Raw genomic sequence first — 18577 nt, forward strand, 5'->3', positions numbered from 1 at the left:
ATATTATCACATTATTATGGGCATTATACCACAGTTTTCATATATTTGCAAAACATTTGACTTTTTACCTATAAATCGTTATAGTATATGAGGTATCTATTAACACTTGGGGAAAGGAACATACAACCATGAACAAGCAGTCTCGTTACATGCTAAGACAAAATTTGTCCTACTATAAAAATCGGATAAAATACGGTATTACAAAACTGCACTCGACAGTCTCTGACAACTATATTGTCTTTGAATCCTATGGCGGAAAAAAAGCCACTGACAGCGTGCGTGCCATATATGACGAGCTGCAAAAGGATGAAAAATTCCGCTCGTTTTATTTTGTGTGGGCATTCACTGACCCTGCAGCGCATTTTGATTTACTGGAAAACCATCATACCATACTGGTGAAGAAGGGAACTTCTGCCTACCGCAGATATTATGCCAGTGCTCGTTACTGGATTAACAATATCACAGTTGCTGATTATCTAAAACCACGAAAAACCCAAATCTATATCGAGACTTGGCATGGTACACCATTAAAGAGACTCGGCTGTGATATCGAAACAGATTCCGATCCTCGTCAGACACGTTCTCATATGCACAGACGATACCGGGCAAAAGGGAAAAAAGTAACCTTTTTTCCATCTCCGTCTCCTTATTATAGTGAAAAAATAGCTTCTGCTTTTGCAATCGGAGATCCTTCTGTAAAATTTGTCGCAAGTGGATATCCTCGCAATGATAAACTTTTTCATTATACAAGTGAGGAAATCCAAAAGAAAAAGGAAGCATTACATATTCCGGAAGGGAAAAAGGTTCTTCTCTATACACCAACCTGGCGTGACTCATCACTGGATGAAAATGGGGCATTTTCCTTGCCGGATGGTTTTGATGTCAATGTACTGATGGACATGCTCGGCAGCGATTATATTCTTTTATTTCGCGCCCATCACCAAATTGGAGCGGCAAAAATAAAAGATAACCCTGTCATATATGACGTAAGTGACGTAGAGTCGGTCAATGATTTGTATTTAGTCAGTGATTTAATGATTACGGACTACTCTTCCACCATGTTTGACTATGCAAATTTAATGCGTCCGATGGTTTTTCATATGTACGACGCAGATTCCTACGAACAAGATGTGCGTGGTCTTTACCTGTCGCCGGAAGAATTACCGGGACCAATCACAAAAACGGAACAGGAACTGGTTGATGCCATCCACCGTCAGGAATGCGAATTTCCTTATCGAGACAAGCAATTGGAATTTAACCAAAAATTTAATCCATATGAAGATGGGAATTCCGGCAAACGAGTGATTGATATGTGTCTTAGGGCACTGCCTCATAAGAGAACCCTCTACGAACGTTTTGTACGCTATACAAAAAAAACGCTCAACCGAATGCGCATTTTATGGCTGTTACTGCGTTATAATGTTCTCGGATTTTTCCGCTCTCACGGAATGTTCCATAACAATAATAGTTTACGCCTCGAGCGTTTGAAGGACAGTCACAAAGGAGAACGGTGTTTTCTCATTGGAAACGGTCCCAGTCTGACCGGTGAAGATTTACATTTATTGAAAGATGAATACACCTTCGGTACAAACATGGTATACAAAATTTTTGACAAAACCGACTGGCGTCCGTCATTTCACTGTGTATCTGACACAATTTACGCATCCAAGCTTGGCATCGAACTTTCCAAAATGGTAAAGGCTCCTCTGTTTACAACAGAGCGCACCTATCGCCGCATGCGCAAAAAACCGGTCGATACCACTTACGTCCATACCATTCCAACCGAACGCTACAAAGTCCGCGGAAACATTCAGGCATACTGCATGATTAAGGCAACCGTACTTTCTCTAGCTGCCGAAATGGCGTTTCATATGGGCTTTAAAGAAATTTATCTGCTCGGTGTGGATTGTACAAACCCTCATGATAAAGGTGGACATTTTACAGATAATTACACAACAAAAGAGGTAGCAGAAACCGATATTAACCGAATCAAGACAAGAATGCATGCAGATACTTTAACAACCAGGCAAATTGGGGAGCACATCATAGACCGCTCCATGGAAGTATATGCACTTCTTGATTCATATGCAAAGAAACATAATATTCATATCTATAATGCCACACGCGGTGGAAATCTTGAAATCTTTCCACGCGTAAAACTTGAAGATGTTTTGAGTAAAGAAATGGAGGAATCAAAATGAAGATAATCGGTGTTATTCCGGCACGTTATAAATCCAGCCGTTTTCCGGGAAAACCATTGGTTGAAATCTGCGGAAAACCAATGATATACTGGGTCTATCATCAGGCTATGAAAGTCAAGGAACTTAACGAAATTTATGTTGCCACAGATGACGAAAGAATTCGTGCAGTATGCGAAAAATACGACATGAATGTAAAAATGACAAAAGATACCCATCAGACAGGCTCCGACCGCGTAGCAGAGGTTGCCGAACACACGGATGGTGATTTGTATATCAACATTCAGGGCGATGAACCTGTCATTAACCCGGAAATGATCCGAGAAGTGATTTCCATTTTTACGGAAGATGAATCGGTTTATTTTGGCAGTTTAAAAAAGGAAATCACAGATCCTGATGAAATCCGTGCCACAAGCACAGTAAAGGTAGTAACAAACGACACGGGAGATGCAATGTATTTCTCCCGCTCTGTTATTCCGTCCAATATAAAAGACGGTCAGTTAGCACGAGTTTTTCGCCATGTCGGAATCTATGCTTATAAAAAAGATTTTTTGTTGAAATTTGCAAATATGGAGCAGACAGAATTGGAAAAAGGTGAAGGTATTGAACCACTGCGTGCCTTGCAAAAAGGATATCACATGCGTTTAAAAGAAACAACCTATACCTCCATTGGCGTGGACTTACCGGAACACGTTGCCTTGGTTGAAAACATAATAAGAAAAAACAATGTGTCCATTTGACATATTTTCTTCACATATCTTTTTTATTTTATAAACCAAAGGATTTTTAACAAAAGGAGATGCTATTATTATGACTATAACAAAAAAAGCCTTATTTTTCTTGGGTGCTGCATTTTTTTTAACATGCAGCAGTACTTATATCAAAGTACAGGCAGCTCAGGATATGCCTGATAAATCCGTACAAATCGGAAAAAAAACTACAATGCAAGTGAAAGATTCAACACTTTCAACGCAAAACAAAGCCGCTTGGATATGGAAAAGCAGTGATTCCAGCATTGCTTCCGTAAACAAACATGGAACCGTCACCGGAAAGAAAAAGGGAACCGTTACAATTTCTCTCAAAATTCCCGGTAAACCAAACGATATTACAGCTTCTGTACGTGTCGTTTCCTATTTTCGTACCAAATCAATCAAAATAACAAACAAACCAAAAGAAGCCATGGCAACCGGCGATAGACTGGAATTGAAAACATTGGTAAAACCCCATAATGCGCGTTTTAAGAAAGTAATTTTCACCTCCTCAAATAAAAAAGTTGCGTCTGTTTCAAAAAAAGGCATTGTAAAAGCCAAAAAAAAAGGTTCTACAACCATAACCGCTTCGGTAAAAGGAACAGAAAAGCACACTTCATTTAAATTAAAAGTAAAAAAACGCATCAAGATAAAAAAAATCACACTTTCCGGAAAAAATACCGCACTTGTTGGTGAACAAATGGCACTGACAACTACTCTTTCTCCAAAAAACACAACGGATGATACCCTTGTTTTTTCGTCAAGCAATCCAAGTGTTGCCACAGTCAATGAGGATGGTGTTGTCACATCCCACCATGCAGGAAAGGTTACTATAACAGTTCGCGTGAAAGAAAGCAAAAAAAAGGCAAAACATCATATTACTATTGAGGATATACCATATACCTCAATAGAATTTGCAAAGAACAATCCTGTTTCGTTAGAATCCGGAACATCACATAAAATGCAGTTAGTCACAGGTCCGGCCAACGCAACGGATCATCGAATCAAATGGACATCCAGCAACAAAACCGCTGCAACCGTTGATGAAAATGGTACAGTAACTGCCCTTCGTCCAATTGAAACTGTTACTATTACTGCAGTATATAAGACAAATCCAGCTCTTACATGCAGCTGGAATCTTAAAATCACTCGTACAAAAGGCTACATTACGAAACAAATGTTAGATAACCTTGACTTAACTGCCATAAAAAAAGTGATGATTACCGCACATCCGGATGATGAGACACTTTGGGGCGGCGGACATCTTATAGAAGGTGAATATCTCGTTGTCTGCATGACGCATGGCTGGAATCCAAAACGAAGAACAGCCTTTGAGCAAACAATGCGTACAACAAATGACAAATACCTGATTTTGGATTACCCGGACGTCCGAAAAACATTTAGTAACGGAAAATATGAAACCGATATGCTTTCCACATGTAAAAATGCTATGCAGGAAGATATTAATCTTATCTTATCCTACAAAAAATGGGATTTGATTGCCACTCATAATCCTTTTGGTGAATATGGAAAGTTTTTACACAAAACGATTTCCCAAATGGTAACACAATGTTATAATAAGATGACCAATAAATCTGCTACACTATATTATTTTGGACGCTATTACAATTCAAGCAACAAAATTCCGGGAGAACAGATTGCCCTGGAACTTCTTGCAATTAAAAATAGCATGGTAGACCGCTACTATCCAACAGCGAAAGGGGCCATTGTCGCATTTGGACATATGATACCATATGAGAATTGGCTTCTTCCATCAGAATGGTAGTATCAATTTTAACAGGGAGGTTTTTATGAAACGAGTAAATATATTAGATTGTACACTGCGCGATGGTGCATACCTGATTGACAGTCAATTTGGCAATACCGCAATAAAAGGAATTATTGAAGGTTTAACAGAAAGCGGCATAGATGTTATTGAATGCGGATTTCTGAAAGACGAACCACATCGGGAGGGCACAACCATCTTTAATAATGCTACACAGCTCCGCTCATTTTTACCTACAGACAAAAGGCATTCATCTTATGTCTGCCTTGCCGATTACAGCCGATACCATATTGATAACTTAGAGCCTTATGATGGCACTTCGATTGATGGTGTACGTGCCTGCTTTTTTAAAAACGAACGTTTTGAGGTTATTGATTTTTGCAAAGCAATCGTCAATAAAGGATACAAACTTTATGTGCAGCCTGTTGACATATTAGGATATACAGATGCTGAACTTTTAGACTTGATTGAAAAAATAAATGAATTGGAACCATATGCTTTTTCCATCGTCGATACCTTCGGTTCTCTGTATCGTGAGGATTTACAGCGTGTATTTTATCTGGTTCATCATAATTTATGGGCAAATGCTAAAATTGGATTCCACTCACATAATAACCTGCAGATGTCCTTTGCTCTATCTCAGGATTTTATCGATATGAGCCAGGGACTCCGCGATATTGTTGTAGACAGCACAATGGCAGGCATGGGACGTGGCGCAGGAAATACAAATACAGAACTTGTCATGCAGTATATGAACCGTAAGTTTAATAGTGGTTATGATATTGATATTGTTTTAGATCTTATAGACAATTATATCGACGGTTTCCATAACAGTTATGAATGGGGCTACTCCATCCCATATTTTCTTGCCGGTTCGCACAGTGCGCATGTAAACAACATCTCCTACCTTTCGGCAAAGGCAGGAATTGCAAGCCGCGATATTAACTTTTTACTAAACCGTTTGGACCCGGTGGAGCGAAAACGGTACGACTACTCGCTTCTCGAAAAGACCTATTTGGATTATCAAAATACACACTGCGAGGATGATTCTGCCATTGCATCACTTCAAAATGCACTCAGTGGGAAAGATATTTTGGTTCTTCTTCCCGGTCACACGATTAAAACATGCCAGGGACAAATTCAGCATTTTTATAAAGAGAAGAATCCTATTGTAATTAGCGTTAATCTTCTCACCGATTGTTATCCGATTGATTTTGCATATTTCAGCAACAAAAACCGGTACCAGTATTGGCGTAATGAAGCGGCTTTTAATAAATGTAAAAAAATTGTGACATCAAATGTAACGACAAGGAAAGATGATAATCTCTTTATTATCGATTTTCTGCGATTGGTAAAATGCGGTTGGGAGCAGCTCGATAATTCTGGCGTGCTTCTTCTTCGTCTGCTAGACCTGATGAATGTGAATAGCATTTCCATCGCAGGTTTTGATGGTTACAGCCATAATAGTGAAAATCCGAATTACGTTGAAAAAGCCATGGAAAAAACCAGAAATACATTAAATGCTGAAGAAGCAAATAAAGATATAAAAAGCATGCTTGTTGATTATAAAAATACGAGAAAATCAAGTTGCCCTATCTCATTCATTACACCATCTTACTTTGAAACGGTAATGGATGAATAATTACTAATACCGGAGGTACTCACATGAAAAAAGATTTTTCAAATATTAAATTGTTTGCAATGGACGTCGACGGAACATTAACCGATGGAAAAATTTATATTGGTAATGACGGTGAGGTAATGAAAGCATTTAACGCAAAAGATGGATTAGGTATTAAACTCTTAATAAAAAAGGGTATTGTTCCTATTATCATCACCGGCCGCCGTTCAAAAATTGTCACCAGACGATGCGAAGAAATAGGGATTACCGTGCTTTATCAGGGTGTTCGCGATAAAGCTGATATCTTGAAAAATGTAATGGCGAAATATGACTGCACTCCTGAACAAACGGTATATATTGGTGATGATATGAATGATCTGTCTGCAATGCAAACAGCCGGCATTACCTTTGCACCGGCTGACTGCGCTGCCGCATTGCTTCCATATGTTGATTTTGTTCTGACTCAAAAATCCGGCGACGCTCCTGTACGTGAGGCCATTGATATAATTTTGGAAAACAGACTTACACTGTCCGATTATGAAAGCATCTGATTTTCTTGACTCCTTTGGATAATCCGGTAAAAAGCCAGTAAACAGCTGCTGCTGAAGCAAAAGAAACCACTGTCAGCACGATAAAAATTAATATCGGATTTCCGAAGGAATATATAAATTTCTGTCCAAATTGAAACACGTAAAAACTATGAATCAACCAAACAAAAGTAATATATCTTCCTGCCTTTTTTGACACCCAGATAACTCCCGGAATTTTCTTAATAAGCATAACACACGCATAAATCATAGGTCCAACCAGGAAAAAGTCATAAGAAGATCCAATTTTATAACGCATATAAAAACCTGCAGCCGCAACAAATAATAATACAGGGTAACTTAATATTCCTTTCGGTAATATCTGATGATAATACGAGAATACCTGATACTTTGCAAAAATCATACCAAATAGATAAATTGGAAGTAGGTAAACAACGTTGCAAAGCAGAATTCCCCATACTGTCCCTTTAAAGTCAATCAACATATCATAACTCATCAACCTAGGGATACCATACAAAGAAAACAAAGCAATCCCCAAAACAACGAGAAAATCTGTAAAGAAATCAGCTTTTTTTCTCTTTAAAAACCGAAGCATAAGCGGCGTCATCATAAGTAAAAATATGTATGGCATAACAAACCACCACTCACCATTATACTTTTCAAATCCAAGCATGCTAAGAATAATGCTTTCAAAATCATATTGAATTGTCCATGAGGATGTAAGATTTACCTTTGTCACACCTAATATAAAATCAATTGGAACAAAAATAATCATAACCTGCCATATGTATTTTAAAAACCGAAATATACGATTTGCAATCATTTTCGAAATTGATTTACTTTTACGCATACTCAGATATGTTCCATATCCACTAAGGAACAAAAAGAACGCAACACACACCTTAAAAGAAGCACAGATTGCTGCTTCTATAGGCTGCCCGCGAAACATATATAAACTCTGGTACATATTCTCAGGCAAAATCCGATCCGTAAATCCAAATAAGTGATGCAAAAGCATCAAACTAATAGCAATTAATTTCGCAATTGATGTGTCGGATTTTGAAAAATGATAGTGTTTCACTTTATCCTCTCCCCTCTAAGGTAATCTCTCCATGCAAAAAAGCCATCGGCAGCTAACAAAATCATAATAGGAATAAATACAACTAAATATCTTGAATTACATTCCCAAATAGTCTGAAACAATGCTATTCCAAGCATCGTAATACTTGAAGCAAAAATCGGCATATCCACCGCTTTTGCATCAGATTTTCTTTTTACTGCAAATCGTGCCGATAAAAACATCCCAACAAGTATTAAGCCATAATATAGCGTCATATACAAAAGAGCTATCCAGTATTTGCTTCCTTTTAATGTCACAAATTGTTTTAATATATTGTCAGGCTCCTGTGGGCCTTCAGCTAAATATACACAGCTGGCAAGTGTAGCATCTCCCCATGTTCTAACTTGTTTATCATAACCAAAAAATTTAAAACTTTCATGGAAAGAACGTGCCTTCAATCGTTTCTTAATCTCTTTTATATTAGCTTCTTTTTTCTTTTCATATGAATTAAATGAAATGGTAAAATCGACATCCTCCTGCTGATATCCCCCATATCCAAGTGCCATCATAATCCAATGGGTCAGCGGAAATTCATAGGCATCGCAATACGATTCTTCTAACGGAATTACAGAAGACTTTACATAATTACACAATCCATGACCGACTCCAAACGAAATTGCTACAATGACAATACCGGCAATAATCTTTTTCCATGATTTTTTTTGAAGTAATAAGCAGGCGAAAACTGCAATAAAGAGAATAAACACAGTAACTTTAACTGAAAATGCAGCAGATGCAGCCACTCCAAATAAGCACAACCAGCAAAAAACTTTCCAGCCGGGTTCACTCAAAACAGCCTTCGTGTAGCAATACAGCATAACTACCAGCAAAAGCATTCCTGCTATATCCGTATAAGCATACATAGCCCATAACCACAACGGCATACAAAACCATGTCATTAAACCAACAAAAAATGCCTTCTTTTCATTCCAAATAAGAACCGCTATGTGATGAAGCAACAAGATAGATGCCACTGTCATAACACATCCAAGTGCTATAGACGCTAAATAAAATTCATTTAGCCCCGTCTCCGGCCATATAAAATGAACCATTCTGAAAAAGAATGTCAAAATACAATACCAAAACTGATTATTCGGATATCTTGCAAAGTACGTAGTATCTGTCAACTTATCTGTTAATGTATACTCACTTGCAGAACGAATTACTTTTCCCCAATCCCATGAAAAAATCTGCACACGCACGGAATAAGCAACAAAAAACATAAACACAGCAAAAACAATGCTTATGACATAAAAAACAATCTGATAATTTATCTCTTTAAAGGCAATTCGTTCTCTCATAAAAAAATGATATATTCCATAAACAACAATTGGCAGTAAAATCATCGCAAAAAAAGATTTTTGTATCAAACTGCTAAAGGCAATCAAAGCAATGCCGTACACAAACACAAACCAAAACCATTGCCCCGCTTTAAAAAAATGATCTTTACATGTCTTTTTCATCATCTCTGTCGATTTCGAATTCATCATGTTCTTCTGTTTCCCCTTCAAAATAAATCAGCCTTACCTCATTAAATACAATCTCATTCATCAAAATATCCGCATCTGCTTCTGCAATATGAATTCCAAACACAGCACGATCCCATTCTTTCGGAATCGCAATGGCAAACCCTGCATGATAGTAGCATCGCAGACGTTTTCCAAGAATATAAATTTGTTTACGGCAAATAAATTCTTCTGAATTAATCCGTACACCGTTATGCTCGGCAAAGATATAATCTTCTTTTTTCATAGCGTAAATCGGTGTGCAGAAACGCCCTCTCCACATACCGTTAAACTCCGATTCCTCATCTTCTATGATATGGAACAATTTAACGGAACGCTCAGACATTCTGGCTAATTCAACGCCCTTATACATAAGTACACAGTCATTGTCCTTGTAGACACGTTTGGCACGCACCTGTTTTCCGGCACGCATTGAGAGCATTCCCTCAATAATCGGAAGTGACGTCGGAATCTGTAAAATGTATTTCACTTTTATCTTTTTTAATACCTTCTGCACATCATCTCTGAGTGCCGCCAACTCTTCTTCCGATAAAATTTCTTCGATAATGCTCTGCTTACTTTTCATCATCATAAGCCGCATATGATACGCTACCATGTACTGCACATAAGGAATAATACGATGGTGCTTTTTCCTTGAGTAGGCAAATAACTGTCCATAACCGGACGATAACAGCGTTGTATAACGCTCTTTTTTATGCCATGCCGTATCGACAAGAGAGGATTCATCTTCTCTCTTTCTATAGTAATAATGCGTTCCGGCAATCAATCCGTATTTTCCCTGAGAAACAATCACCTGATTCACAGCCAGCGCATCTTCCCAAAAACTCAGCGACTCATCAAAATGCAGTTCATCAAGTACCGCATGCCTTAAAAACACGCCGCCTACATAATAATGAGGATACGTATAATCCTTTTTAATATCAACAACATCCGTCTTTTCAAAACGCCAGTTTAATCGCTGCTCACCTTCATAAGCATCAAAATAACGAATTCCTATAGCCGCCACAAAGACATCTTCATGTGCATCAAAATACTGCACCGCTTTTTCCATTGCATCATCCGCTAACTTGTCATCCGAATCTAAAAAAGTAATAAGTTCGTCACCCATCTCTCCCGCAATCCGTACGCCTTCATTGCGAAGTGCAGAAACACCCTGGTTTGTGTCATAGTGCTTTACTAAAATCTGCTTTGGATACTGCTTCTGATACTGCTCACAAATGGCAAATGAGCCATCTGTACTGGCATCATCTAACAAAATCAACCGGATATGCTCTGCAAAAGACAGTGTCTGGCAAATGACACTGTCTATTGTTTCCCGTAAATATTTTTCTGTATTATAAATTGGTACAATCACTGCTATCATAAGATACCTCATTTCTCCCAAAGCATAATCGTCTTTCCAAAGGACTTCTGAATGTCCATCTCAAATGCTTTTTTCATATCAGCTATCGAACGAACCGGAATTACCGCACCTACAATATTAGACAGGTAATTGATAATTTCCGGATGCTCTCTATATAATTCAACCGTCTTTTCAAAATCCACTCTTCCGCTTCGGCTGCTTCCGAATACTCTCAATCCTTTTTCCAAAATCATGCGGGTATTAATCGGTACCGGATACTCCGATACTCCTAATATAGAGATCGTTCCCTCAGGCTTAATAAAATCAATAATCTGGTCGATTGCCTTTCCGGAACCGGCTCCACCCACACACTCAAAAGCATGATCTAATTCCATATTCTCCGGAATGTCACTTACCTGATACGTTGCGTCAGCAAATGTAAAATCAGAAAGCTTGTCTTTGCTGACACCAAAAATATACAGTTTTGTATCCGGGAACATTGTTTTGAAAAATACAGCCGTAATATAACCTAAATTACCATCGCCCCAGATACCTACCACATTTCTTCTACCATGTGCAAAACGGTCAAAGCGTGAAATCGCATGAACACTGACACTGACAATTTCCGTAAATGCCGCTACTTCTTTGTTGATTCCCTGTGGCAGACGAACTAATCTGTCCTTGCGGATTTTAACATATTCCTGCATAAATCCATTAAATCCGCTGGCACGGAATTTACTCGAACGGAGATAGTTCTCCGCAATAAACTCATCTTCTTCTACCGGTGTATTCGGTATCATCACAACTTCTTCCCCCGGCTCAAACTCGCCACTTGGGTCACGAAGTACAACACCAATCCCTTCATGAATCAATGCCATCGGCAGTTTCTGACGAAGTACATGTTCTTCCCTAAGCCCCTGATAATATCTCTGGTCTGCATTACAAATCGAAAGATGTGTCGGCCGAACGATAATGTCATCATCCTGCAATCCGATGTTTTCATAAGTGACCTCGAATTTACGAGGAGCCACCAACTGGTATACTGTATTAAGCATTCGCTCTTAATCCTCCTGCTCCGACTGAATCAATGTTTCTGCCACACGCAAATCATAAGGATAAGTTATCTTAATGTTTGATACTTCTCCTTCTACGAGATATACGTCTTCGCCCTTCATAACAAAAATCTTCGCTGCATCCGTAAGAATTTTCTTTTCCTCATCGGTCAAAGATTCATACAGCGATTTCAGTTTCTTTAAGCGGAATGTCTGCGGCGTCTGTCCCTGATACATCTTACTGCGGTCCGGCACAGATGAAATCACCTTGCCATCTTCACTCTGTACAATCGTATCAGTCGCAGCTACCGCCGTATCGCAGGCACCATACTCCAGTGCATAACGAATATTTTCCTCAATAATTCTATGTGTCACAAATGGACGGACAGAATCATGAGTCAAAATAATCGTATCATCATCCACTTCATAGTTTTCTTCAATATAAGAAATGGCATTCATAATCGTCTCATTTCTTGTTGTACCACCTGCCATCACAGCAATACGGTTTGTCTCCCCCAAATATTTTTTTATAAGATTCTTGGTGTGTGAAATCCACTGTTCCGGACACAAAACAAGGATTTTTTCAAATTTATCATTCACAAAGAACTTTTCAATTGTGTGAATAATAATCGGTCTGTCACCAATATTCATATACTGTTTCGGTTTCTCTACATTTCCCATGCGGCTTCCAACACCGCCTGCTAACAATACTCCAAATATCATAATCTGCTAAAACCTCCAAAAAAATTCGTTGTTTTTATCATATCACAGATAGTTTGTCATTTCAACTCATCATCGAGGCGAAGTTTCCATTTACCGGACAAAATCGCACGGCAGCATGCATCAAATGGTTTCAAGCAGCAAATCAAGGTCACCACAATTCCAAGTAAAACAAGTATAATTTCCCATGTATTTGGGAAATTATGATATAGTGCCTTGTACCAACAAGAATGCACAAAAAGGTTAATGAAATTATAATGAAATACATAAACACCCAAAGTTCTCGTTCCTAATTGAGAAAAAATATTCTTTCCTTTTGGAATAATGCATAAAAAAGCGAACACAAGCCCAAAGGATAACACATACGTAAACAACCGTAAAATACCACCATAAAATGCACCATGCGTAAGTGCCTCATAACTTCTTCCCGTCAACAGAAATCTCGCCCAAAATAATTTATCAATTCCGACATAGCAGACTAAAAAATATATCAGGATAACTGCCACAGAAACTATTTTCAACTTTCTATTTTCTGTCCATTTCGTAATTGTATCCATTGACAATGCATATCCAGCATAAAAAAATGGATAAAAAATTGCAATCCTCAACCAGCAGAAAAGATTCGTATCTATATTGGAGTAACCTGCTGCCATTGAAACAAAAACAGATACAATCAAAACATAAGCAGGTCGAAATTGTTTGGTATAAAACGTAATTAAATACATGAAAAATAACGCAAGAATAAACCAAGCGGCACCCGGTTCCCTGAAGAAATCAACCGATATAAATGTTCCTCCATTCATAATACCGGATACAAAATAACCAAACATTTTCATAAACAAATAAACCAGCAGATATGGTACTACTTTTACAATTTTTCTTTCCTTCACAGTTTTCTTGGAAAACATACCGGAAATCAGAAAAAAAGCCGGCATGTGAAACGTATAAACGGAGAAGAACAAGGAATTTACCAATTTAGAACTTCCTAAATAATTTTCGTAAAAATGGCAAATAACAACCAATATTATTAACACAAATTTTGCATTATCCCATTTTGCAATTCGATTCATCTTTTTCCTCTCTTTCTCATTCAATCTAACAAGCATTTCAACGTTTGATCATATACATTTTTCTCAATACCATATGACATACTTGCGTTAAAATCCGCCTGTGCTCTATTGCACACATCCACCTGATATGCTGCCTCACACAACCTCCCGGCATTTTCAAAATACATTTCCGGATATTTTAAACTAACATATTTTTCAAAATAATTTTTGTTGTAGTGGCAAACATATAAAGGCTTTTCTAAAATTGAAAATGCAGAAGCCAAACGTCCGTTATTTGTCACCAAAACATCTGTAACATACAACAAATCCGGAACCGGGAGAATCCGGTTTACATAGCCAAAGCTTCTTTTGTATTGATTTCCCATAGAAAATGCATTTTCCATCAAAATTTCACTGTTTGTAAAAACAAACCATTCTTCCCCAAGCTCTTTCATCCATTGCTTTACATCAATAGTTTCCCAATCCTTCCTTTTCATCTCTTCATCACCATATACAATAACAGAAAGAATCTTTTTGTCTCTTGCATGCGGAAAGTAATAATAAATCAGTTCCGAGACATTCTCTCTTCTTTTAGCATCCCCTATATCATAGGCAAACGGCAGGGAAACACCCTCGATTATTTCTTTATCTTCTAAACGGTACGCCCGTTTTAACAAATCTGCCGTAAATGGAGAGCCAGGAATGATGTGCGTAAATCTTGCAAAGGTATTTAAATTAAATTCTTTTCCTTTTGACTCCATTAAAAACATATTCTTAAACTGGTAATCATACGGAACACCCAGTAAAATCCGACTGCCTTCCGGTGCTAAGTTATTAATTTTAGTTGATAGAGAAGCATCCACACAGACAACATTTGTCATACCCTCCATAAAATCCTTTTTCGCACGGCGGTAACCATGTGCTGCCAGTGGATTTTTATGTCTTTCATTATTCAAATAATAGCGGAGCTTTACATCCTCTCCGGATTGTTTCGCAAGATAATCTTTCAAAAGCGCAAGGTCATTACTCAGCCCACGTCCGCGGCTGCTCAAAAATGTAATTTCTGTCTCATTCATGTTTCGCTTCCTCCATATACTGATTAATCATAGCGGCAATCCGCTCACTGCTGTGTCCGTCACACGCTCCCATATATTTTTCAATGAACTGGTCATATTTTTCTGTCAATGTATCTTTTTCCGGTGACTTTAGATACGCTGTAAGTGCCTGCTGCGTCTCATAAACATCCCCCGGCAAATCATCCGGATAATTCAGATAAAAGCCCCGGTTATAATTGAGTAAATCATAACAGTAAAATGCTATTGGTTTTCGCAAAAGCGCATATTCAAAAATAACAGAAGAATAATCCGTTACCAGCAAATCCGATACCAACATCATATCATTTGTGGAGAAATCTCTGATAACTTCGATATTGTCATAAGACTTCTCTACAATTTTATTTTTCATGACCGGATGCGGGCAGATTACAAATATCTGATTTGGCAGTAAGTCTTTTGATAATTTATCAAAATCCAAATCCGGTTTAAACTGCGTTCTGTCATCCCCTATATCACGAAATGTCGGTGCATATACAATAACATAGCGGTCTTTGAATTCCGGATGTGCGGCATATACTTTCTGCTTTGTCTCATCCATCAGCTTTTCATCATAAAATGCATCCGTTCTCGGACATCCCAACGCCTTTACCTTGTGCACATCGATATCAAAGGCATCCGCATAAATACTTCTTATTCTGTCACTGCTTACCGTCACCATATTGTACTGCACATGATAAGCATGATCCGCAGCAATCGACATGTTGGTTCCCCGCTGTCCGAATTTCTTAAACGCACCGCAGGCATGCCACAACTGTACAACACGCTGGCTCTGACGCAGCTGGAAGTGACGCAGATAACGGTTATAGTCATCCGTCACAATAACACGGCTTGTAATGTTTTTATAGTACATATAAAGTTTCGTAAAAGGATTATGTGGCAGACGCTTGGCACAAATCACTTTCTTTCCTTTGACATACGGATATAGTGCTTTTGCATTACCCTCTAGTTCACCGTCTTTTCGCACCGTAAAAAACAGCACCTGCTCTTTTACCGGATAGCGTCGCAGGAAATTTACCATCTTACGGAACAAAATCTGACCGATGTTTTCAGACGGGAAACGAAGCATCTTCGGCATAATCTCATTTAAATCCGGAACAATCTCCGGGCTGTTCAAATCTGCTTTTCTATCTACCAAATATTCCTTCATCATCGGAATGGTTTCCTTCGTTCCAACATAATCCACATATGTTGCTTCCAAATCCTCATAGAATACAATACGGTCATTCATAAACGTAAAATATCCTCTATGGTACCACTTTGTCAGATGTGACAGCAGACTTTTTGACTTATCTAGGGTTTGATTTTTCAAAAATTCCGTCTTGAAAAATTTATTGGCAAGTGTGTAATCCATACCCATGTATGGGTTATTTTCATAGCCTGTCTTTACGGAATTCAATGCCACCGTGCTGAAAAGTACCGCCTGCATATCTCCAAAATTGCGGTGATATATCAATTCTGACATAAAATCTGCCGGTGATTTGATAAAGTTCTTAACCACATACTTAAATGCATTATTCGCATAACTGACTTTGGCATCCGCAAAAGTAATGTATGGCGTCTGTGCCTGTTCCAATGCCTGATAATACAGTTCATCTCTTGTTTTTACATCAAAAAACTCCATATTATCCTGTAAAAATCCGGCTTTTTCCACTGTCTCTTTCCAGAAAAGCGGCATTATAATCCGAATGGCAATCAGATTTTGCAGTGTCAGACTCTGAATACTTAACAAAAATTTTTCTTCCTGTTCTTTCTCCCCATAAAGGGCAATGGTAAACCACGCATGAGAAAGCAAATCCTCTTTGTCTACCGCCAGATTGTCAAGTGCAAATTCCGGGTGAGAATCTTTTAACATCGAAATATCACGCATATCCAATGTTGAAATTTTATCATTCATTTCTGAAACCAGATGCGTAATTGTCTCCTTTGGCAGTGTCCAGTATTTCGCATAAAACTGATCCAACAGAATCTGCACTTCTTTTCGGCTGATTTCATTTAAATATTTGTGAATATCGTCATTATTCTCTTTTACTTCCTCAATATCTTTGTACTGTGGGAAATCAATTAAAATACTTTCTTTTGCCGACTCCAAAATCAGCCGGTGTGCCTCAATGTAGTCTTTGATTTTCCAAGAAGAAATCGAAGCCGTAATCGACTCCGCCTCACCATCAAACATTCTGCGGTAATGGAAAATCACACGGTCAAGTCCGGTAATTCGGTTCGTACGGTATACATAACGCATCAAAAATGCCCCATCCTCCGAATAGGAAATCGGTGGAAGACGCAGTTCATACTGCTCAATAATTGAGCGTTTAAATAATTTATTACACAGCGAAAACGTCCACAGAATCTGCGGCTCATATTTGTCTATTTTTTCCATCCGCACCAAATCATTGATTCCATTGACTGCAAAAGTCTGAAAACGATTAAAAATATCATACTTAGCAATAACTAAATCTGCCTTTTTTTCTTTTGCACGCTCATACAGTGCCTCTAAGGCGTCTAACTCTAAGACATCATCTGCATCAAAGAAGTATACATACTCTCCTTTTGCCAAATCCAGTCCGCGGTTTCTCGCCGAAGAAGGTCCACCATTCTCTTTGTCCACAACTGTTATGTTGTCATAACGGCTTTCATAATCCCTCAAAATGTCAATCGTGTGGTCTTTGGAACCATCATTGACTACAATAATTTCATAATCGTCGATACTTTGATTGGCGAGACTTTCCATCGTCTCTGTTACATATTTCTCTGCATTATAAGCAGCAACAATTACCGAAACTTTCACTCTTTCTCTCCTCCATGAGTCTCTTTCTCTTCCTGATAAATATCTCTGACAATATATATCGGTCGATCCTTAATTTCCGCAAACAAAACGGCGATATATTCTCCTATAATTCCAATTACCATAAGAACAACCGCAAACATAAAACATAAAACTACAATGATTGTAGAATACCCCGCCGGTGCTCCATTGACAATTTTGTTTATAATAGTGAAAATCATCAATATAAAACCACACAGAGCCACAAATACACCTGAATACATTCCCAGTTTCAATGGCAAATCCGAAAAGCTGCACAGTGCATTAATGGAAAAATGCAGCAGTTTTCGAATGCTGTACTTACTTTCCCCTGCCTCTCTCTTCTGTGCCTCGAACTCCAATGTTGTTTTTCGGAATCCAACACTCTGCACATATCCTCTCAAATAGCGGATTTTTTCTCTATAGTCCTTTCGCAGAACGCCTGCTACATTTTTGCTGATAGCAAAAAAGTCAGAAGAATTATTTTCAAATTTAACCGGCGACATAAGATTCAAAACTTTATAAAAGGCACCTGACGTAATTCGCTTAATAATTCCGGCATCGGCATTCTTCGTTCGAATCATCGAAATCACTTCATAACCATCCTCAAACTTAGCAATTATGTCCGGAATACATGCCGGCGGATGCTGCAAATCTGCGTCCATGCACACAACTCCATCCCCTTGTGCATGATCAATACCGGCAATCATCGCTGCCTCATGTCCAAAATTACGTGAAAAATCGACCACCTTAACTTTGGCATTTTCCTTTGCAAAACCTTTTAACAATTCAATACTGCCATCTTGGCTGCCATCATTTACGAAAATAAGTTCATAGTCCCAAACACACTTGTCCAAAACACTTACTGTTGTCTTATAAAATTGGTTCAAAGACAATTCCTCATTATATACGGACACGACAACTGAAATTTTTTTTCTTTCCATAAAACAT

General features: G+C 38.2%; 14 protein-coding genes. 5 read left to right on the forward strand and 9 right to left on the reverse strand.

Annotated elements, in window-relative coordinates; translation table 11 throughout:
* Positions 1 to 128 precede the first annotated feature (128 nt).
* From DW005_RS04565 to DW005_RS04585, 5 genes are all read left to right on the forward strand, one after another.
* Entirely contained in the window at positions 129 to 2201 is a 2073-nt protein-coding gene (locus DW005_RS04565) for a CDP-glycerol glycerophosphotransferase family protein (RefSeq protein ID WP_117478346.1), read from the forward strand.
* On the forward strand, positions 2198 to 2938 hold the full coding sequence (kdsB, locus tag DW005_RS04570) for a 3-deoxy-manno-octulosonate cytidylyltransferase (protein WP_117478347.1): 741 nt from the start codon (positions 2198 to 2200) through the stop codon (positions 2936 to 2938). Before DW005_RS04565 ends, kdsB begins: the two co-directional genes overlap by 4 nt.
* Before the next feature lie 70 nt (positions 2939 to 3008).
* Positions 3009 to 4733, forward strand: coding sequence for an Ig-like domain-containing protein (locus tag DW005_RS04575; protein WP_117478348.1), 1725 nt, complete (start codon positions 3009 to 3011; stop codon positions 4731 to 4733).
* A gap of 25 nt (positions 4734 to 4758) precedes the next feature.
* Positions 4759 to 6375, forward strand: a complete 1617-nt coding sequence (locus DW005_RS04580) for an aldolase catalytic domain-containing protein (protein ID WP_181974943.1) — start codon at positions 4759 to 4761, stop codon at positions 6373 to 6375.
* A gap of 23 nt (positions 6376 to 6398) precedes the next feature.
* Entirely contained in the window at positions 6399 to 6905 is a 507-nt protein-coding gene (locus tag DW005_RS04585) for an HAD-IIIA family hydrolase (RefSeq protein ID WP_022378116.1), read from the forward strand.
* Here DW005_RS04585 and DW005_RS04590 read toward each other — a convergent pair.
* Genes DW005_RS04590 through DW005_RS04630 form a run of 9 tightly spaced genes read right to left on the reverse strand, consistent with a single transcriptional unit; the run spans position 6877 to position 18570 of the window.
* Positions 6877 to 7983, reverse strand: coding sequence for an acyltransferase (locus DW005_RS04590; RefSeq protein ID WP_117478350.1), 1107 nt, complete (start codon positions 7981 to 7983; stop codon positions 6877 to 6879). The genes DW005_RS04585 and DW005_RS04590 overlap by 29 nt on opposite strands.
* Positions 7980 to 9512 carry a glycosyltransferase family 39 protein gene (locus tag DW005_RS04595; RefSeq protein ID WP_117478351.1) on the reverse strand — a complete coding sequence of 511 codons (1533 nt, stop codon included), beginning with the start codon at positions 9510 to 9512 and terminating at the stop codon, positions 7980 to 7982. Before DW005_RS04595 ends, DW005_RS04590 begins: the two co-directional genes overlap by 4 nt.
* A complete protein-coding gene (locus tag DW005_RS04600; protein ID WP_181974944.1) occupies positions 9469 to 10911 on the reverse strand; it encodes a glycosyltransferase family 2 protein in 1443 nt (480 codons plus the stop codon). The genes DW005_RS04595 and DW005_RS04600 overlap by 44 nt, the downstream gene beginning before the upstream one ends.
* Before the next feature lie 8 nt (positions 10912 to 10919).
* Positions 10920 to 11945 (reverse strand): ribitol-5-phosphate dehydrogenase, encoded by a 1026-nt coding sequence (locus DW005_RS04605; protein WP_022378120.1) that lies wholly within the window; start codon positions 11943 to 11945, stop codon positions 10920 to 10922.
* A gap of 6 nt (positions 11946 to 11951) precedes the next feature.
* A complete protein-coding gene (locus DW005_RS04610; RefSeq protein ID WP_117478353.1) occupies positions 11952 to 12665 on the reverse strand; it encodes a 2-C-methyl-D-erythritol 4-phosphate cytidylyltransferase in 714 nt (237 codons plus the stop codon).
* A gap of 56 nt (positions 12666 to 12721) precedes the next feature.
* Positions 12722 to 13732 (reverse strand): acyltransferase family protein, encoded by a 1011-nt coding sequence (locus DW005_RS04615; protein ID WP_181974945.1) that lies wholly within the window; start codon positions 13730 to 13732, stop codon positions 12722 to 12724.
* Between the two features lie 20 nt (positions 13733 to 13752).
* Positions 13753 to 14787, reverse strand: coding sequence for a CDP-glycerol glycerophosphotransferase family protein (locus DW005_RS04620; protein ID WP_117478355.1), 1035 nt, complete (start codon positions 14785 to 14787; stop codon positions 13753 to 13755).
* Positions 14780 to 17611: a CDP-glycerol glycerophosphotransferase family protein gene (locus tag DW005_RS04625; RefSeq protein WP_117478356.1), complete on the reverse strand. Its 2832-nt coding sequence runs from the start codon at positions 17609 to 17611 to the stop codon at positions 14780 to 14782. The genes DW005_RS04620 and DW005_RS04625 overlap by 8 nt, the downstream gene beginning before the upstream one ends.
* On the reverse strand, positions 17608 to 18570 hold the full coding sequence (locus DW005_RS04630; protein WP_022378125.1) for a glycosyltransferase family 2 protein: 963 nt from the start codon (positions 18568 to 18570) through the stop codon (positions 17608 to 17610). The genes DW005_RS04625 and DW005_RS04630 overlap by 4 nt, the downstream gene beginning before the upstream one ends.
* Positions 18571 to 18577 lie beyond the last annotated feature (7 nt).

Source organism: Clostridium sp. AF36-4 (assembly GCF_003435975.1).
Lineage (GTDB): Bacteria > Bacillota > Clostridia > Lachnospirales > Lachnospiraceae > Eubacterium_F.